At 48.4% G+C, this 18,907-nt stretch carries 10 protein-coding genes, 14 tRNA genes and 3 rRNA genes; 23 read left to right on the top strand and 4 right to left on the bottom strand.

Annotated features, from left to right (window positions below; translation table 11 throughout):
* Positions 1 to 52 precede the first annotated feature (52 nt).
* A complete protein-coding gene (locus DCC85_RS15815; RefSeq protein ID WP_108466452.1) occupies positions 53 to 1,507 on the bottom strand; it encodes a DHA2 family efflux MFS transporter permease subunit in 1,455 nt (484 codons plus the stop codon).
* Between the two features lie 350 nt (positions 1,508 to 1,857).
* On the opposite strand from DCC85_RS15815, the gene DCC85_RS15810 reads away from it, so the two are divergent.
* The 3 genes from DCC85_RS15810 (at position 1,858) to DCC85_RS15800 (ending at position 4,623) form a co-directional block, all read left to right on the top strand.
* Positions 1,858 to 3,063, top strand: a complete 1,206-nt coding sequence (locus DCC85_RS15810) for an MFS transporter (protein WP_108466451.1) — start codon at positions 1,858 to 1,860, stop codon at positions 3,061 to 3,063.
* Positions 3,056 to 3,688, top strand: coding sequence for a TetR/AcrR family transcriptional regulator (locus DCC85_RS15805; protein ID WP_108466450.1), 633 nt, complete (start codon positions 3,056 to 3,058; stop codon positions 3,686 to 3,688). The genes DCC85_RS15810 and DCC85_RS15805 overlap by 8 nt, the downstream gene beginning before the upstream one ends.
* 404 nt (positions 3,689 to 4,092) lie before the next feature.
* Complete coding sequence (locus DCC85_RS15800) at positions 4,093 to 4,623, top strand: DoxX family protein (protein ID WP_108466449.1); 531 nt, start codon at positions 4,093 to 4,095, stop codon at positions 4,621 to 4,623.
* 101 nt (positions 4,624 to 4,724) lie between these two features.
* Here the strand turns inward: DCC85_RS15800 and DCC85_RS15795 are convergent, their stop codons facing one another.
* From DCC85_RS15795 to DCC85_RS15785, 3 genes are read right to left on the bottom strand one after another with little or no spacing between them, the layout of a single operon-like run.
* A complete protein-coding gene (locus DCC85_RS15795) occupies positions 4,725 to 5,399 on the bottom strand; it encodes a LutC/YkgG family protein (RefSeq protein WP_108466448.1) in 675 nt (224 codons plus the stop codon).
* Entirely contained in the window at positions 5,396 to 6,823 is a 1,428-nt protein-coding gene (locus tag DCC85_RS15790) for a LutB/LldF family L-lactate oxidation iron-sulfur protein (RefSeq protein ID WP_108466447.1), read from the bottom strand. Before DCC85_RS15790 ends, DCC85_RS15795 begins: the two co-directional genes overlap by 4 nt.
* Positions 6,820 to 7,566 (bottom strand): (Fe-S)-binding protein, encoded by a 747-nt coding sequence (locus DCC85_RS15785; protein ID WP_108466446.1) that lies wholly within the window; start codon positions 7,564 to 7,566, stop codon positions 6,820 to 6,822. The genes DCC85_RS15790 and DCC85_RS15785 overlap by 4 nt, the downstream gene beginning before the upstream one ends.
* Before the next feature lie 262 nt (positions 7,567 to 7,828).
* Here DCC85_RS15785 and aldA point away from each other — a divergent pair, with 262 nt between their 5' ends.
* The 20 genes from aldA (at position 7,829) to DCC85_RS15685 (ending at position 18,680) form a co-directional block, all read left to right on the top strand.
* Positions 7,829 to 9,259, top strand: a complete 1,431-nt coding sequence (gene aldA / locus DCC85_RS15780) for an aldehyde dehydrogenase (protein WP_108467910.1) — start codon at positions 7,829 to 7,831, stop codon at positions 9,257 to 9,259.
* 574 nt (positions 9,260 to 9,833) lie between these two features.
* Positions 9,834 to 11,390: ribosomal RNA gene (locus tag DCC85_RS15775) — 16S ribosomal RNA — on the top strand.
* 452 nt (positions 11,391 to 11,842) lie between these two features.
* Positions 11,843 to 14,893: ribosomal RNA gene (locus tag DCC85_RS15770) — 23S ribosomal RNA — on the top strand.
* 231 nt (positions 14,894 to 15,124) lie between these two features.
* A 5S ribosomal RNA gene (rrf, locus tag DCC85_RS15765) occupies positions 15,125 to 15,241 on the top strand.
* Together the 16S, 23S and 5S rRNA genes with 14 tRNA genes alongside form the textbook arrangement of a ribosomal RNA operon.
* A gap of 51 nt (positions 15,242 to 15,292) precedes the next feature.
* Positions 15,293 to 15,369: transfer RNA gene (locus DCC85_RS15760), tRNA-Ile, on the top strand.
* Between the two features lie 92 nt (positions 15,370 to 15,461).
* A tRNA-Ala gene (locus tag DCC85_RS15755) sits at positions 15,462 to 15,537 on the top strand.
* 4 nt (positions 15,538 to 15,541) lie between these two features.
* A tRNA-Asn gene (locus DCC85_RS15750) sits at positions 15,542 to 15,617 on the top strand.
* A 3-nt stretch (positions 15,618 to 15,620) separates the two neighbouring features.
* Positions 15,621 to 15,696, top strand: a tRNA-Thr gene (locus DCC85_RS15745).
* Between the two features lie 12 nt (positions 15,697 to 15,708).
* Positions 15,709 to 15,780 (top strand) — tRNA-Glu (locus tag DCC85_RS15740).
* Positions 15,781 to 15,789: 9 nt separating this feature from the next.
* Positions 15,790 to 15,865: transfer RNA gene (locus DCC85_RS15735), tRNA-Val, on the top strand.
* A 16-nt stretch (positions 15,866 to 15,881) separates the two neighbouring features.
* Positions 15,882 to 15,957 (top strand) — tRNA-Thr (locus DCC85_RS15730).
* Between the two features lie 4 nt (positions 15,958 to 15,961).
* Positions 15,962 to 16,046, top strand: a tRNA-Tyr gene (locus tag DCC85_RS15725).
* An 8-nt stretch (positions 16,047 to 16,054) separates the two neighbouring features.
* A tRNA-Lys gene (locus DCC85_RS15720) sits at positions 16,055 to 16,127 on the top strand.
* 13 nt (positions 16,128 to 16,140) lie between these two features.
* A tRNA-Leu gene (locus tag DCC85_RS15715) sits at positions 16,141 to 16,221 on the top strand.
* 11 nt (positions 16,222 to 16,232) lie between these two features.
* Positions 16,233 to 16,307: transfer RNA gene (locus DCC85_RS15710), tRNA-Gly, on the top strand.
* A 1-nt stretch (position 16,308) separates the two neighbouring features.
* Positions 16,309 to 16,385, top strand: a tRNA-Arg gene (locus tag DCC85_RS15705).
* Between the two features lie 16 nt (positions 16,386 to 16,401).
* Positions 16,402 to 16,478: transfer RNA gene (locus DCC85_RS15700), tRNA-Pro, on the top strand.
* A gap of 8 nt (positions 16,479 to 16,486) precedes the next feature.
* Positions 16,487 to 16,557, top strand: a tRNA-Gly gene (locus DCC85_RS15695).
* Positions 16,558 to 16,907: 350 nt separating this feature from the next.
* On the top strand, positions 16,908 to 17,771 hold the full coding sequence (locus DCC85_RS15690; protein WP_108466445.1) for an SDR family oxidoreductase: 864 nt from the start codon (positions 16,908 to 16,910) through the stop codon (positions 17,769 to 17,771).
* Between the two features lie 186 nt (positions 17,772 to 17,957).
* Positions 17,958 to 18,680: a GntR family transcriptional regulator gene (locus DCC85_RS15685; protein ID WP_108466444.1), complete on the top strand. Its 723-nt coding sequence runs from the start codon at positions 17,958 to 17,960 to the stop codon at positions 18,678 to 18,680.
* The last annotated feature ends 227 nt before the right edge of the window (positions 18,681 to 18,907 follow it).

The raw sequence follows: 18,907 nt of genomic DNA, 5'->3' as shown, positions 1-18,907 counted from the left end.
AAGAAAACGCTTGGAGAATATCCAAGCGTTTATTGTATGTCGAATGATTTGATTATTTTGATTCGGCCCAGGGCTGCTTCGGTCTTCTTAAAAAGAAGCTTAGCGCAAGGCCAACACACGCGATACATGCGGCCAATAGGAAGGTATCTCCAAACGCGCTTAGACCTGATTGCATGATGTCATCCCCATTGGCACCCCCTGCCACGTTAGCCGTCATACGGGAGGAGAGAAACCCGGTAAAGCCGGCGATGGAGAAGGAAGAGACTACCTGCTGGGACGCGCTTGTCAGAGGGGTAACTCTGCTGACGAGGGTCGGAGGTGTTGCAGTTAACACATGGGTGTTAAGCGACATCATGGACAGTCCCATACCCGAGCCCAGGAAGAATAGTGAGAGCATAATGATTCCTAGTGAAGTCCCAGTCGTTAGATACATGGTAAACATCGCGGCCGTGATTAGCGTCATCCCAACTAGAAGCGGTGGACGTGCCCCTACTTTGTCAAAAAGTTTTCCGGCCAGCGGCATAAATATCATCGCTCCCAGCGCTTGCGGCAGCATGATCAGCCCTGTCGCAAGCGGCGTATAATGCTTGACCTGTTGCAGCAGCAGCGGAAACAGCAGCACTGTGCCGAATAGAGCGGTTTGCATGATCCATGAAGTGACAATACCGCGGGTGAAATCTGACGATTTGAACACCCGTAACTCCAGCAGCGGCTGTTTATGTCTTAGACAGTTCAAGATAAAGAGCAGAAGAGCAAATCCCCCCACGATCAGCCCCGTCAATGTACTGGCAGAAGTCCAGCTTTCGCTGCCTTCGCTTACTCCAAAGGTGATCATAGCAAAGGCCAGAGGGCCCAGAATCATCCCCAGAACATCCAGAGAAGGCGCTTTACCGCCAGGGAAAGCGGGCAAATTTTTGGCGCCGATTAAGATTCCGATTACCCCGATTGGAAGGTTGATCAGAAAGATCCACTGCCAATTCACATATTCAATCAGCCACCCGGACAATACGGGGCCAAGGGCCGGAGCCAATAGCATCGGGATGCCAAACATCCCGATGACGGAGCCTCGTTTATCCGGCGGGGCCAGACGGTAGACCATGGCTGTCCCGATCGGCGAGACCATTCCGCCGCCGAGCCCTTGCAGGACCCGGAACAAGATCAGCTGCTCAGGGGACTGCGCAAGTGCGCACAGGATGGACCCTAATGTGAACAGACCTATGGACGCAAGAAATACGCGTTTGGGCTGGAACTTATCAGACAACCATCCCGCCAGCGGAATGACCGCTGAGAGAGCTAGGGTGTAAGCTGTCACAGACCACTGAATGGTTTGAAGTGAAGTGTCAAAGTAGTTTACAAGCGTAGGGATGGCAACATTTACAACGGTGCTGTCTAGGATAACCATGAAAGTGCCGATAATGACAGCCACAAGGGGAGCGAACAGCTGCTTGATTGAGAATTCGCTTGCTTGCTGCGGCGGTGTGCCTTGTGCACTAGGATAACTGGACATGATGCATAAACCTACTTTCTACATAAAATAAATTTTTTTGGAGCAAGAGGCGAACGTTACTTGCTCTTAATTGTGACCGATTGTTTTTGTAAAAAACTCACCAGTCAAAACACCACGTTATAAATAATAACGAGGAGGATGACGGGTGTCAAACCATAATTTGTAAGTTTATTGCAAGATCAACAGTATATCTGTCTATGCATAGAATCTCTGTTCGATTAACGAGAGAAAAGCAAATACGAGGTACATCATTTACAAACTAGCAAAGTGCGATTAAGATAAAGATAAATTAATGGTTTACATGACGTAAACCGTTTATGCACTGTTAACCTTGTGGGGAGAGGTCTAGAATGATTCAAATTTCAGGAGCAAAGAAATATTCGTTATTTATTCTAATGCTTAACCTATTTATAGCTTTGTTAGGACAAGGAATGGTCATTCCCATCCTGCCTGATTATCTTAAGGAGTTTGATGCAGCAGGATCTGCGGCAGGCTACTTGGTAGCTGCCTTTGGAGCAGCTCAGTTCCTTTTCTCGCCTATTGGCGGACGCTTCTCGGATAAATACGGCCGCAAGAAGATGATCCTGTTGGGGTTATTTTTTACAGTGATTGCGGACTATTTGTTCGCCATAGCTCATCACTTGGTCCTTTTGTATATTGCCAGGTTCGTTGGCGGCATAGGGCTGGGAATTATGGTTCCGTCTGTGCTTGCTTATGTGGCCGATGTAACAACAGATGCAACAAGAGCCAAAGGAATGGGATACTTAAGTGCATCGATGAACCTCGGAATGGTGCTGGGGCCGGGTATCGGAGGGATTATAGCCCAGGCTGGCATCAGAATGCCTTATTATATCGCTGCGGCTCTAGGGCTTGCCGCTACGCTCTTGACCTTCATTTTGCCGGAAACCTTGCCTTCCCACTTAAGGAAGGCTGCGTCCTCCTCAGGGGTCAAACAGCCCTCCATTTTGAAGCAGCTCTTACAGTCTTTCCGGTCTCCTTATTTCAAATTGCTGCTGCTTATCTTGATTATTACGTTCGGATTAATTAACTATGAGACCGTGTACTCTCTGTATGTAGAGCAGAAGTATGGATTCACTTCCCGGGAGATTTCTATACTTATTACCCTTGGAGCTCTGATCGGAACGGTGGTGCAGGTATGGCTTATTGAGTCAGCCATTAACCGCTTGGGAGAAAGCAAGCTGATTAAATGGTCGTTATTGATCACTTCCGCTTCCCTAGTACTTATGCTCATTAAAGTTAATTTTGTGTATTTGCTGGCCGTATCTTCGCTCTTCTTTATATTCAATGCCTTTTTAAGACCGACGATTAATACCCTGCTCTCCAAACAGGCCAAAGATCAGCAAGGATTTGTATCGGGACTAAATACCACTTACACTAGCCTTGGAAATGTGATAGGGCCTGTCTTAGCTGGGAACTTTTTTGATAAAAATCTAAATTTCCCTTATATTATGGGGGCTATTATTTTGCTCGCTTCGGTGTTTTTTCCACTGCGGAATTACAATTCTAATATAGAACGGGGCGTTACGGATGAATGATCAATCATGGCATCAGCATGTAAAAAATAAAAACCGTGAAGACATTATAGAGTCAGCCAAAGAGCTGTTCTTCAAGGATGGCTTCTTTCTTCAGGTCAGCGTCAAGGACGTTTGCAGCCTGGCAGGCATCAGCCGGGTTACCTTCTACAAGCATTTCAGCTCGATGGATGATTTAATCTTCGAAGTGCAAATGACCGTAATGAATGAGATGGTGCAATATATAGAGAGCAAGGATAGAACAGAGCTGACTGGAAGAGAGCGGTTGGGGCTGCTGCTTCATGCCTGGATTGATTATGCCCAGCAGTATAAACGGCATATGAAATTTATTATCTTTTTCGATCTCTACTATGAAGCAGACGAATTTAACGATGAGCTTCGCCAGAGGTATGAGAGCTTTATCCGGCAGCGCAAAGAGAATCATTTTCTGAAGTCTGTAATTGTTCGCGGGATGGAAGACGGCTCAATCAGAGAGGATGCAGATCCTAATCGAACGGGAATGCTCATTTTCACTATGATGATGGGACTGCTGCAGCGGATGAGCATTACTCAGCCGCATGAGACAGATGCATTTGAGGATATCGCTGTTTCTGTAGTAGGCATGGTCATGCGTTCTATTGAAAAGTAGTGAGCCTTATGAAGAGGGACTTTATTGAAATCCTCTTTATCTGAGCGCAGCTTCTATAAGCGACTATTTTGGTTAAAATAGCCTGCCCTCTAGCAGCATATTTGAGGTCGAAGCGGATTTTATGGCAATATTTTATTTCATAGTTATAAGACTTAGGTTACTGATAAGATACATTTCTTACTTTTAAGACTCCGGGACCCTGGAGTTTTTTTTTGCGTATGGAAACAGATAAAAACTTCAAAATAAAAATTAAATTTTAAATAATCTCTCTAATTGTGATTTTTATCACATATAATGTGAAATAAATCACATATAATAAAGCCATAAGAGATGATCATCGAATAACAAATCACACATAAAACAAAATCACCAAAAATTTAAGGGAAGATAAAGGAGAGATTTATATGTTTAACGAGTGGCTGAGAACGAATAAAGTTGCAATGTGGCTTCTTACCGTGGTACGGATATATCTTGGCTATCAGTGGATATCGCATGGCTGGGAGAAGCTGACGGGCGGATTTGATGCGGGGGGCTTCCTGCAGGGAGCAATCGCCAAGAGCACTGGCGAGCATCCGGCGGTTCAAGGCTGGTGGGCTGCATTTCTGGAGCATGCCGCTATGCCGGGAGTGAAATTTTTCAACGTCCTGATTCCGCTAGGTGAATTCCTTGTAGGATTAGGATTAATCCTCGGAACCTTCACCACATTCGCAGCCTTGATGGCAATCGTGATGAATGCGGCATTCCTCTTCTCGGGTACGGTAAGCACGAATGCTCAAATGCTGCTTCTTGAAGTGTTTGTGGTAGTAGCTGCAGCAAACGCAGGGAAAATCGGTTTGGACCATTACGTTCTGCCTTATCTCCGCCGCTTCTTTAAACGGGAAGGAGCCCAAGGGCCAGCTACAGTAACCCCGCTTAGAAAGAAACATACCGCATAAACCAATTTAAATAACAGCTTAGTGGGTGTGAGATACCTTCTCCAGCATGCTTGGATGCGGAGGAGGTATCTTTTTGTACATTACGTTTGTTGTCCTTGAAATTATATGAGCACGTAGGTTGCGCGAAGCGGACCGTGAACGCCGACAACAAGCTGCATCTCAATATCGGCAGAATTAGAAGGGCCCGAGATCAGATTGATGCAGGAGCCAACAGGCTCCCCGGCTTCAATTCGGCGGTTGAGGTCGGCTGCCGCTTGTGTAGAGCGATGCACAAGTCTTTCTTTTTCAATTATGGCGATATAATGGGCTGGGAGAAAGTGCATGGCCCGTCCCTGATCAGGACGACTTTCAACTACAACAGTACCTGATTCTGCTAGTGCATAATCAGCAAATACAAGCGCCCCATTGGCGAGCGCCGAGCGCCTTATATTCTCTTCCCGTCCGGCTGCCTCTTCCCAGATGAGCGAGTTTGGGAACTCAAGCTTGTATTTGGCAAAGCGGCTATCTCCAGAGCGAATAACAGGGCCGCCGCCATAGGAGGCGATCAGATCATTTAAGGTTTGCTGCAGCTTTTCAGGGGTTGATTCAATGAGCTGGGTATGAATGAAGAGACACTGCTCCCTCAGGATCGTGACAAGCTCATTGGTACTGTAGCTCTTGCGTGACCCTTGAGGATATATCCGTTCCCAATTCGGGCGTGTCACGACCCTTTTACGTTCTCTCCCCAGCTTGGAAGCAAGAGAGTTAAGGAACGATTCCCGCTGATAGTCCGTCACTTCGCACCGCCCCCTCTGCGTTTTTCATACCAAGAGCGAAAGCTGTCCTGATGCTTCACGGGCTGCGGTAATTCTCTAACCTTAAGCCAATTTCTGACCATTCCTGGTCCCCGGACGATGCGGCCGTTTTTACTGATCAGCCTGCTGCCGGGGTTCGCTAATCGAATTGCTTTTCTAAATAGGGATGGAGAGCCTGTTACGCGGCTTATGGCTTTCATCTGGATTTGCTCGCCAGGCCCTGTTCTCTTCTGACTGACGATCTTCTGGCGATGCAGGATGAGCTGCTCATGCAGGGGAATCTTCACTGGGCAGACATCCGTACAGGCAGCGCAGAGACTTGAGGCATAAGGAAGCTCTTTATAATTATTATAGCCTCCAAGCAGTGGGGTGATCACAGCGCCAATAGGGCCGGGATAAATGGAACCATAAGCGTGTCCGCCAATATGACGGTATACGGGGCACACGTTAAGGCAAGCGCCGCACCGGATGCATTGCAGAGCTTCGCGGAATTCACTAGCAAGGATATCCGAGCGCCCGTTATCTACGATCACGAGATGGAACTCCTCGGGACCGTCCGATTCCCCGGCTGCAGAAGGCCCCATAACGGTGATATAGCTGGTTAGCTTCTGGCCAACGGCACTGCGACATAGCAGATTATCCAGCACCTCCATTTCCTCAAGGGTAGGCACAACTCTCTCCATGCCCATTACGGCAATATGGGTTTTGGGGATTGCGGCGGTAAGATCTCCATTCCCCTCATTGGTGACGAGATTGATGGCTCCCATGTTGGCGATGGCAAAGTTACAGCCTGTAATGCCGATATCTGCTTCAAGGAATTTTTTGCGGAGCTGATCTCGCGCATAGGCTGTTAGATTTTCTGGAGTTTCGTCCCCCTTGTAAGATAGCTTGTGTTCAAACACATTTCTAATCTGAGCCCGGTCCTTATGCAAGGCTGGGGCAACAATGTGAGAAGGGGGATCCCAATCATCCAGCTGTAAAATATATTCGCCGAGATCGGTCTCGACCACTTCGCAGCCGGCTTCGATCAGCACACGGTTCATTTCTATTTCTTCTGTAACCATAGATTTGGATTTCACGATTTTCTTGGCCTGTTTGGCTGCTGCAACCTGATTGATATAGCTGCTTGCGTCTTCCTTGGTACTGGCAAAAAGGACCTTCCCGCCTCTTTTCTCTACATTGACAGCAAGCTCCTCCAAATAGTGGTCCAGGTTCTCGAGCGTATGCTTGCGGATTTGCTGGCCGAGCTCTCGCCACTGCTCCCAATCGCCGAGAGCTGAAGCCGCGGTCAAGCGTCTTGTCTTAAGGCTGTCTTGTGCCGAGCTGACGCTGCTTCGCATAAATAAGTTCCTCATACCCTCTGCAGTACGTTTGTCAAAACCTCGTTTATCGGTTTGCAGACTCATTTCCCCACACCTCCTTTGATAGGTTCAGGCAGGCTGTTCAGCACTTCCGCAATGTGCATCACTTTTATGGTCTTCTCCTTGCGCGATAAGCGTCCGCCGATGTTCATCAGACAGCCCATGTCTGCGCTGATCAGAATATCTGCTTCAGTGTCTGTGATGCAATTGCATTTTTCGTCGACCATTTGCTCGGAGATCCCTGGCATTTTGACCGAGAAGGTACCTCCAAAGCCGCAGCAGTTATCACTGCTCTTAAGGGGCTTTAGCTCAAGGCCGGACACATTTTCAAGCAAGAGAAACGGCGTCTCCCTCTCGCCAAGAAGTCTCGTCATATGACAGGAGGTGTGGTAGGTGGCGGTTCCCTTCAGCGCGGCTCCTACGTCTGTAATGCCAAGCACATGAACGAGGAACTGGGTGAACTCATAGGATTTTTCTTTTAGAGAAATCGCTTTCGACTCCCAATCGGGATCTCCTTTAAAAATAGCTGGATATTCGTGAAGCATAGCCACACAGGAGCCTGATGGCCCGACGACATAGTCAGAATCTTCAAAAGCAAGCATCATGTTCTTCATCGCTTTCTTGGATTCCTCTAAATATCCGCTATTGTACGTAGGCTGTCCGCAGCAAGCCTGGGAGGAGGGCAGCTTGGTATCACAGCCCATCCTTTCAAGGACTTCAACCATTGCTATGCCCACATTCGGAAACATCAGATCCACCAGACAGGTTGAGAAAATGCTGACCTTCATTTGAATCCCTCCATATTGGCGAGCGATAGTTATTATTGCTTCAAACCTTTTGTAACCTATATTTATATGACTGTGAATAGTTTTAGTTTACCGTATAAAGCAAATGATAAACAACAGTTATTCAGATGAAAACAACATAATACCACAAGAACAAATTTCATTTCGTTGACAATAATCACTGACAGCGTTTACAATACAAAAGGCAGGAAATGTAAGCCGTATCTTATTCTTAAGGAGGAAAGAACCGGTGGAGAAGCATTTAATGTACATTGATGGCCAGTTTACGGAGTCTGAGAACGGAGAATGGATGGACGTCATCAATCCGTCAACGGATGAAGTTATTTCGCAGGTGCCGAAAGCGACTAGAACGGATGTAATTCGGGCTATTGATGCGGCAGAGGCGGCTCAGATTGCCTGGGAAGAGACGCCCGCAGTTGAGCGGGGGAAGTATCTTCATGCCATAGCAGATGGTATTCGCGCGGAATCTGATCATATAGCGAGGCTGATTTCGGAAGAGGTTGGTAAGACGCTGGAGCTTTCCACCGTGGAAGTGAATTTTACGGCAGACTACATGGACTATATGGCGGAATGGGCGCGCCGCTATGAAGGCGAGATTGTGCAGAGCGACCGGGATAATGAGAACATTTTTGTATTTAAAAGAGCGATTGGTGTAACTACAGGCATCCTCCCCTGGAACTTTCCATTCTTTTTGATTGCAAGAAAAATGGCTCCAGCTCTTATTACAGGCAATACAATTGTCATTAAGCCAAGCGTTGAATCGCCTAATAATGCCATGGCTTTTGCCAAAATTGTAGACCGTGTTAACCTTCCTAAAGGTGTCTTTAACCTTGTAACAGGGAGGGGAGGCGAAGTCGGTAATGAATTGGCCAGCAACCCGAAAGTCGGCATGGTCAGTCTGACAGGCAGTGTTCCAGCAGGACAAAAGGTCATGGAGGCGGCAGCAGCCAACATTATTAAAGTCAGCTTAGAGCTTGGCGGCAAAGCCCCTGCCATTGTGATGGACGATGCGGATTTGAACCTGGCGGTCAAAGCGATTGTGGATTCCCGCGTTATTAATACCGGGCAAGTATGCAATTGTGCCGAACGTGTTTATGTGCATGAGAAGGTGCGGGATGAATTTACGAACCGTCTTGTCGAAGCGATGAAGTCTGTCAAATACGGCGATCCTCTTAAAGATGCGGATATTCAAATGGGGCCGCTGATCAACAAGGCTGCGCAGGATTCCGTTCAGAAGAAGGTAGACCGCGCAGTTGAACAAGGTGCCAAAGTTATATGCGGTGGCAGCAAGGTGCCGGGCAAAGGCAGTTTCTTTGAGCCCACTATTATAATAGAAGCAACGAATGAGATGGAGATTGTGCAGGAAGAGACTTTTGGACCCGTGATTCCCGTTATTTCCTTCAGTAATCTGGATGAAGCCATTAAGCTGGCTAATGACAGTGAGTTCGGTCTAGCTTCTTCGCTTTATACTCGAAATTTGAATGTTGCAATGAAGGCCATCAAGCAATTGAAATACGGGGAGACCTATATTAATCGTGAGAACTTTGAAGCTATGCAGGGCTTTCACGCTGGCTGGAGGAAATCTGGCATCGGCGGGGCAGACGGCAAACATGGGCTGAATGAGTATTTACAAACCCAGGCCGTGTATCTTCAGTATGATAAAGATGTCCAATAAGATATGGAATTATACGAGAGGTTTATAATTACATTTTCCCATTAGGACAAAATGAAGTTTGTGAGGGCCAGGTTCTTCTGGACAGTTCCTGGCCCTATTAATTGTGATTACCGAGAGTCTTGTTGTGCATCTATTGTGTATTATATGTAAGCGGAGCGGAGATATTGTTGAGGCGCTCGCAGTAATCTATTTGGTATAATTTACAAGTAGCATTTATGGTCTATAAATGATATATTATTAATCCAGCTGCTGAAATGCTGGTGGCTGTTAAGTAGTAAAGCGAAGCTTGAATGTCTTTGTAAAAAAAAAAGCTTGCATCTTGCTTGCTAACATGCTATGATATAAAAGTTGACGCCGACGAGTTCGGTTGAAACGTAAGAACAGTTTGATCTTTGAAAACTGAACAACGAGTGAGATATAAATGAGAATTAACGGATGAATTTTTAAGTCCATCTCGACTTGAAATTCGATCCTTTCTCGTCAGTTTCAAAATGAGTCATCAGCTTATTCAATACATTTTCGGATGGTTATTTTCTCGAAGCAATTCGGGTAAAGATGTCACCTCGAAAAAACCTTATTGGAGAGTTTGATCCTGGCTCAGGACGAACGCTGGCGGCGTGCCTAATACATGCAAGTCGAGCGGAGTTATTTAGAAGCTTGCTTCTGAATAACTTAGCGGCGGACGGGTGAGTAACACGTAGGCAACCTGCCTGTAAGACTGGGATAACTACCGGAAACGGTAGCTAATACCGGATACACAAGTTCCTCGCATGAGGGATTTGGGAAAGACGGAGCAATCTGTCACTTACGGATGGGCCTGCGGCGCATTAGCTAGTTGGTGGGGTAACGGCTCACCAAGGCGACGATGCGTAGCCGACCTGAGAGGGTGAACGGCCACACTGGGACTGAGACACGGCCCAGACTCCTACGGGAGGCAGCAGTAGGGAATCTTCCGCAATGGACGAAAGTCTGACGGAGCAACGCCGCGTGAGTGATGAAGGTTTTCGGATCGTAAAGCTCTGTTGCCAGGGAAGAACGCTTGAGAGAGTAACTGCTCTTAAGGTGACGGTACCTGAGAAGAAAGCCCCGGCTAACTACGTGCCAGCAGCCGCGGTAATACGTAGGGGGCAAGCGTTGTCCGGAATTATTGGGCGTAAAGCGCGCGCAGGCGGCCATTTAAGTCTGGTGTTTAATCCTGGAGCTCAACTCCGGGTCGCACTGGAAACTGGGTGGCTTGAGTGCAGAAGAGGAGAGTGGAATTCCACGTGTAGCGGTGAAATGCGTAGAGATGTGGAGGAACACCAGTGGCGAAGGCGACTCTCTGGGCTGTAACTGACGCTGAGGCGCGAAAGCGTGGGGAGCAAACAGGATTAGATACCCTGGTAGTCCACGCCGTAAACGATGAATGCTAGGTGTTAGGGGTTTCGATACCCTTGGTGCCGAAGTTAACACATTAAGCATTCCGCCTGGGGAGTACGGTCGCAAGACTGAAACTCAAAGGAATTGACGGGGACCCGCACAAGCAGTGGAGTATGTGGTTTAATTCGAAGCAACGCGAAGAACCTTACCAGGTCTTGACATCCCTCTGACCGGTACAGAGATGTACCTTTCCTTTACGGACAGAGGAGACAGGTGGTGCATGGTTGTCGTCAGCTCGTGTCGTGAGATGTTGGGTTAAGTCCCGCAACGAGCGCAACCCTTAACTTTAGTTGCCAGCAGGTCAAGCTGGGCACTCTAGAGTGACTGCCGGTGACAAACCGGAGGAAGGTGGGGATGACGTCAAATCATCATGCCCCTTATGACCTGGGCTACACACGTACTACAATGGCCGGTACAACGGGAAGCGAAGGAGCGATCTGGAGCGAATCCTAGAAAAGCCGGTCTCAGTTCGGATTGCAGGCTGCAACTCGCCTGCATGAAGTCGGAATTGCTAGTAATCGCGGATCAGCATGCCGCGGTGAATACGTTCCCGGGTCTTGTACACACCGCCCGTCACACCACGAGAGTTTACAACACCCGAAGTCGGTGAGGTAACCCGCAAGGGGGCCAGCCGCCGAAGGTGGGGTAGACGATTGGGGTGAAGTCGTAACAAGGTAGCCGTATCGGAAGGTGCGGCTGGATCACCTCCTTTCTATGGAGAATCGTCTTCGGTGGTGAAGACATTCAAATATCGGTTAACCTGGAGTTAACCAAACCATCTCACTCGTTGGTCAGTTTTGAGAGCTCAAACTCTCAGGACTGTCGCTTCCAGAACTTGCTTGTAGTTAAGTGAGTATGGATGTGATAAGATGATCTTCCGGCTGATTAAGCTGGCAGGTTGACAGAAATTTTGAACAGCACCTCAAGGTGATTGTCCCAAAATTTCGTCCTTGATCCTTGAAAACTGGATAACGAAACGAAATTGCGTTTTAGAAACATCTCTTTAGCTGAAACTTGTGATCGAAGAGAACAAGTGAAGTGATAGCTACAGAGCGAGGTATTTTGGAGACGATCGATCCTTTGTGAGTGGGTTTCAACCTTGATTCATTTCAATCGAGAAACCAAGGAACAACAGAGCGTGTCAGCCCAAAATCCGAGCGATTAGGTTAAGCTATTAAGAGCACACGGAGGATGCCTAGGCGCTAGGAGCCGAAGAAGGACGTGGCGAACAACGATACGGCCTCGGGGAGCTGTAAGCAAGCTTTGATCCGGGGATGTCCGAATGGGGAAACCCGGCTGGTGTAATAGCCAGTCACTCATACCTGAATACATAGGGTGTGAAGAGGCAGACCAGGGGAACTGAAACATCTAAGTACCCTGAGGAAGAGAAAACAAGAGTGATTCCGTCAGTAGCGGCGAGCGAACGCGGAACAGCCTAAACCAGAGAGCTTGCTCTCTGGGGTTGTGGGACGTCTCACATGGAGTTACAAAGGAACAGGTTAGTTGAAGAGGTCTGGAAAGGCCCGCCAGAGAAGGTAAAAGCCCTGTAGGTGAAAATGTGTTCCCTCCGAGACGGATCCCGAGTAGTGCGGGGCACGTGAAACCCCGTATGAATCCGCCAGGACCATCTGGTAAGGCTAAATACTCCCTAGCGACCGATAGCGAAGCAGTACCGTGAGGGAAAGGTGAAAAGCACCCCGGAAGGGGAGTGAAACAGAACCTGAAACCGTGTGCTTACAAGAAGTCAGAGTCCTCTATATGGATGATGGCGTGCCTTTTGTAGAATGAACCGGCGAGTTACGTTCCCGTGCAAGGTTAAGGTGAAGAGCCGAAGCCGCAGCGAAAGCGAGTCTGAATAGGGCGAATTGAGTACGTGGGCGTAGACCCGAAACCGTGTGATCTACCCCTGTCCAGGGTGAAGGTGCGGTAACACGCACTGGAGGCCCGAACCCACGAACGTTGAAAAGTTCGGGGATGAGGTGGGGGTAGCGGAGAAATTCCAATCGAACTCGGAGATAGCTGGTTCTCCCCGAAATAGCTTTAGGGCTAGCCTCGGAAGAAAAGAGTCGTGGAGGTAGAGCACTGATTGGGTGCGGGGCCCGCCAAGGGTTACCAAGCTCAGTCAAACTCCGAATGCCATGGACTCATATCCGGGAGTCAGACAGTGAGTGCTAAGATCCATTGTCAAAAGGGAAACAGCCCAGACCATCAGCTAAGGTCCCCAAGTGTGTGTTAAGTGGGAAAGGATGTGGAGTTGCACAGACAACCAGGATGTTGGCTTAGAAGCAGCCACCATTTAAAGAGTGCGTAATAGCTCACTGGTCGAGTGACTCTGCGCCGAAAATGTAACGGGGCTAAACACACCACCGAAGCTATGGCTTGAATCGACTTCACTGCTTCTTTGAGGCGTGGAGCCTGAGAGTGACATTTTGGCCGAAGATAGACCTCTATAGGGTCTGAGGCTAAATGCTCTCCAGGGGATAGACACACTTCGAAGGCGGAGTGAAGTCGATTCAGGGGTAGGGGAGCGTTGTATGTAGGTTGAAGGTGTACCGTAAGGAGCGCTGGACAGCATACAAGTGAGAATGCCGGTATGAGTAACGAAAAGATCAGTGAGAATCTGATCCGCCGAAAGCCTAAGGGTTCCTGAGGAAGGTTCGTCCGCTCAGGGTAAGTCGGGACCTAAGGCGAGGCCGAAAGGCGTAGTCGAAGGACAACAGGTGGAAATTCCTGTACCACCGTAAACCGCTATGAGCGATGGGGTGACGCAGCAGGGTAGTGACGCGGACTGATGGATGTCCGTCCAAGCAGTGAGGCTGGTGTGTAGGCAAATCCGCACACTTTAAGGCTGGGCTGTGATGGGGAGTGAAAATTACAGTAGCGAAGGTCATGATCTCACACTGCCAAGAAAAGCCTCTAGCCAGGTGAAGGTGCCCGTACCGTAAACCGACACAGGTAGGCGAGAAGAGAATTCTAAGGCGCGCGGAAGAACTCTCGTTAAGGAACTCGGCAAAATGACCCCGTAACTTCGGGAGAAGGGGTGCCTCGGTAGGGTGAATAGCCCGAGGGGGCCGCAGTGAAAAGGCCCAAGCGACTGTTTAGCAAAAACACAGGTCTGTGCGAAGCCGCAAGGCGAAGTATACGGGCTGACGCCTGCCCGGTGCTGGAAGGTTAAGGGGAGTGGTTAGGAGTAATCCGAAGCTGTGAACCGAAGCCCCAGTAAACGGCGGCCGTAACTATAACGGTCCTAAGGTAGCGAAATTCCTTGTCAGGTAAATTCTGACCCGCACGAATGGCGTAACGACTTGGGCGCTGTCTCAACGAGAGATCCGGTGAAATTTTAATACCTGTGAAGATGCAGGTTACCCGCGACAAGACGGAAAGACCCCATGGAGCTTTACTGCAGCTTGATATTGGACTTTGATACGATTTGTACAGGATAGGTGGGAGCCTAGGAAGCCGGAGCGCCAGCTTCGGTGGAGGCGACGTTGGGATACCACCCTGATCGTATCGGAGTTCTAACCTGGTACCGTAATCCGGTGCGGGGACAGTGTCAGGTGGGCAGTTTGACTGGGGCGGTCGCCTCCTAAAGAGTAACGGAGGCGCCCCAAGGTTCCCTCAGAATGGTTGGAAATCATTCGAAGAGTGCAAAGGCAAAAGGGAGCTTGACTGCGAGACTGACAAGTCGAGCAGGGACGAAAGTCGGGCTTAGTGATCCGGTGGTACCGCATGGAAGGGCCATCGCTCAACGGATAAAAGCTACCCTGGGGATAACAGGCTTATCTCCCCCAAGAGTCCACATCGACGGGGAGGTTTGGCACCTCGATGTCGGCTCATCGCATCCTGGGGCTGAAGTAGGTCCCAAGGGTTGGGCTGTTCGCCCATTAAAGCGGTACGCGAGCTGGGTTCAGAACGTCGTGAGACAGTTCGGTCCCTATCTGTCGTGGGCGTAGGAAATTTGAGAGGAGCTGTCCTTAGTACGAGAGGACCGGGATGGACGCACCGCTGGTGCACCAGTTGTTCCGCCAGGAGCACAGCTGGGTAGCTAAGTGCGGAAGGGATAAGCGCTGAAAGCATCTAAGCGTGAAGCCCCCCTCAAGATGAGATTTCCCGAGTTAGTAAGACCCCTTGAAGACGACGAGGTAGATAGGCTGGGGGTGGAAGTGCAGCAATGCATGGAGCTGACCAGTACTAATCGGTCGAGGGCTTATCCTAAAATGACCCCACAAAGTGAAGAAGAGGCTTCGAGGCTGATTCCGAATACTTTGCGGGAACCCCGAGAAGATCTAAATCACAATTTCGTTTCGTATCCAGTTTTCAGGTGATCAAACATCTGAACAATTGTGGGTGGATATCAAGGTTTGATATTTTCTCGCAGGCTGTTTTTGAAGGTGGGTTATTTTCCTTGATGAATTTCAGGGAGCGATAGCGACCGGAAAAAACCTGTTTGGTGGCGATAGCGGAGGGGTTCCACACGTACCCATCCCGAACACGACCGTTAAGCCCTCCAGCGCCGATGGTACTTGGACCGCAGGGTCCTGGGAGAGTAGGACGCCGCCAAGCAAATTCCCTGATGGGAACTTTGTCTCGCCGATGGTTCGGCAGATTAGATAAGGGCCCTTAGCTCAGCTGGTTAGAGCGCACCCCTGATAAGGGTGAGGTCGGTGGTTCGAGTCCACTAGGGCCCACCATTCTCTAACTTCCATGAAATTGAGTGTACAGGGACCCGAGAAATAATCGGAATGAATCCCAAAGTTGCACATCACTTTTTGGGATGAGATAAGGGGCCATAGCTCAGCTGGGAGAGCGCCTGCCTTGCAAGCAGGAGGTCAGCGGTTCGATCCCGCTTGGCTCCACCATTATTCCCTGATAGCTCAGTTGGTAGAGCACTCGACTGTTAATCGAGTTGTCACAGGTTCGAGTCCTGTTCGGGGAGCCACTTGCTTTCATAGCTCAGTAGGTAGAGTACATCCGTGGTAAGGATGAGGTCACCGGTTCGATCCCGGTTGAAAGCTCCATGTTGATAGTAAGGCCCGTTGGTCAAGCGGTTAAGACACCTCCCTTTCACGGAGGTAACAGGGGTTCGATTCCCCTACGGGTCATCCCATTTCGGAGGCTTAGCTCAGCTGGGAGAGCATCTGCCTTACAAGCAGAGGGTCGGGGGTTCGAACCCCTCAGCCTCCACCATATTCCATATTCATATGCCGGTGTAGCTCAATTGGTAGAGCAACTGACTTGTAATCAGTAGGTTGGGGGTTCAAGTCCTCTCGCCGGCACCATTGTGGAGGCTTAGCGAAGTGGCCAAACGCAGCAGACTGTAAATCTGTTCTCGTCGAGTTCGGTGGTTCGAATCCATCAGCCTCCACCAGTAAGTAAGAGCCATTAGCTCAGTTGGTAGAGCACCTGACTTTTAATCAGGGTGTCGAAGGTTCGAGTCCTTCATGGCTCACTTCTTTAAATGTGCGCGTGTGGCGGAATTGGCAGACGCACTAGACTTAGGATCTAGCGTCTTTGACGTGGGGGTTCAAGTCCCTCCACGCGCATCATTATTTATGCGGACGTGGCTCAGCGGTAGAGCATCGCCTTGCCAAGGCGAGGGTCGCGGGTTCGATTCCCGTCGTCCGCTCCATGCGCCCTTAGCTCAGCTGGATAGAGCGTTTGACTACGAATCAAAAGGTCAGGAGTTCGAATCTCTTAGGGCGCGCCATTTTTTTATTGCTTGTCGGGATGTAGCTCAGCTTGGTAGAGCACCTGGTTTGGGACCAGGGGGTCGCATGTTCAAATCGTGTCATCCCGACCATATATTTTGCGGGTGTAGTTCAATGGTAGAACTCCAGCCTTCCAAGCTGGTAGCGTGGGTTCGATTCCCATCACCCGCTTTGCTTACAAAGAAGAGACGACAATAATGTCGTTTCTTTTTTTATTATTTCCACTAAGTATAACTCTCACTGTTACAACGATGTGGATACGATGTAAATTACATGAGTACACACCTTTCCATGGTCGTCCATACTTAATCCTTAATCGAGGTGGGACGGAATATTGATCATTTTCTATAGCCAGAACTGGGGAGAGTTCGGTCTGCGTGGAACGGAGACTGGCTTCTATAAAGAAAGCAGCTGACTGTCCTATTTCAGGAAAAAGAAAAAGAGCTCTTATTTTATCACCATATTGTAACTATCTATGTTACAATATGAAAAGATACAGCTAAATATAGGAGGTCCTTTTTATGAAAATTCTAGTTACAGGCGCTACAGGAAAGCTCGGATCCAAGGTCGTCGAGACACTTTTGAAATCCGTTCCGGCAAGTCAGCTGGCAGTCAGTGTTCGCCATCCGGAGAAAGCGGAAGCACTTCGCGCACAAGGCGTGGAGGTAAGACAGGGGGATTTCGATCATCCGGAATCACTGGACAAGGCTTTTGCCGGGATTGATCGGCTACTGATTATTTCCGCAGACGGGGACAATGAGACCCGAATCCGTCAGCATACGAATGCTGTGGAAGCCGCTGCTAGAGCCAAAGTAGGCTTTATCGCTTACACAAGTTTAGGCAATGCCCAGGAAAGCAAGATGTTCCTGGCTCCACCGCACCAGGCTGCAGAGAAAGCGATTCTGCAAACGGGTATTCCCTATTCATTCTTGCGAAATAACTGGTACTTGGAGAATGAGGGCGCAAGCATTCAGGGCGTTCTAGCAGGAGCTCCGTGGGTAACGTCTGCAGGGTCCGGCAAGGTTGGCTGGGCATTGCAGCAGGATTATGCAGAAGCAGCTGCCGCTGTTTTGACGGGGGTAGGCCATGAGAATACGATTTACGAATTGTCCGGTAAGCTGTTGACACAGGAAGAGCTGGCGGGAGCTCTTGCCAAGGTTCTAAATAAGGAAGTTTCCGTGCAGCAGGTGGATGATGCTGTTTACGCAGATATCATGAAAAAGGCAGGGGTACCGGAGTTCCTTCTCCCTATGCTTGTGGAGATTCAAAAGGGTATTCGGGAAGGAGCGCTTGAAATCGAAAGCAATGATTTCGAGAAGCTGCTCGGACGTCCAGCCACACCCGTACATGAGGCGCTTGGTCAGCTTGTAACTCAGTTGTCATAATGCAGTAATGAAGCCGGCTTTCCTTGAAATGAAGGGAAGTCGGCTTTTTATTATAATCCTTTATGTTAACTATTTGGTGAATATGATATAGTTAATAGGGAAATTTTTTCTATATTTAGTGTTGGTGAAAGTCATACATATCATAATTAATTTTATAACGTTACGAACTATAAGAAGGAGTACTACATGGCCCAATATGTCTATAAGCAAATCATTGACGATCTGAAGAAGAAGATTTTTGCTGGACAATTTGCGGATATGAGATTGCCGGATGAGCGCAGCCTCAGTGAAACTTATCAAGTGAGCCGCAGTTCGGTAAAGCGGGCCCTGACAAAGATGGAGAGCGATGGAATTATCTTTAAGAAGCAGGGTTCAGGCACCTTTATTAATCCGCTGTATATTAAGAATGAATCCATCTTCAACTATGAGGGCACGAATTTAGGCGTAACAGACAATTTTCAAATGCATGGGAAAAAGCCGAAGGTCAAAGTTCTCACCTTTGAGGTGATTCCCCCTACAGAAGAATTGCAGCGGGATTTATTCCTGCAGCCCCATGATTTTGTATATAAAATCATACGATTGCGATTGTTCGATGACGAGCCTTTTATGATCGAGACAGGTTATATCCCCATTAAGATCGTGCAGAACTTGAATCAATCCATCATTGAAGGATCAATCTTTAATTATTTGGAGGACTCGCATAATCTTGCAGTAACCAAATCCTTTCTATCTATTTTTGCAGAGCCTTCTGAGGCTCAGGACCAGGAACTGCTTCACTTAAGTGAGCATGAGCCGGTGGGCGTTATGGAAGGCATATTTTTCTTGGACAACGGTACTCCCTTTGAATTTTCACACATGCGGTTTCATTACAAATATATGAAATTTAATACGTTTGTTTCTGTTCATTAAGGGCTGAATTTCAATTCAGCTCTTTTTTTGTGCGCAAATTTGAATCTGAGCTTAGAAACAGTGAAACGACATTTTGTTACAGATTTTTTAACAGATAGGCTATTTTTAGACGAATTTCGCGCATCTTTCAAAGTATGTTCATAATTTCACAAAATTGGACCGTATCATTTGTAAAAAAGGTTGAATTTCGCGGCCGCGGCGTTATTATAAAGGTGTCGACACAAAGA

The organism is Paenibacillus sp. CAA11, from assembly GCF_003060825.1.
Lineage (GTDB): Bacteria > Bacillota > Bacilli > Paenibacillales > Paenibacillaceae > Fontibacillus.
This window is presented reverse-complemented; position numbering and strand designations above follow the sequence as displayed.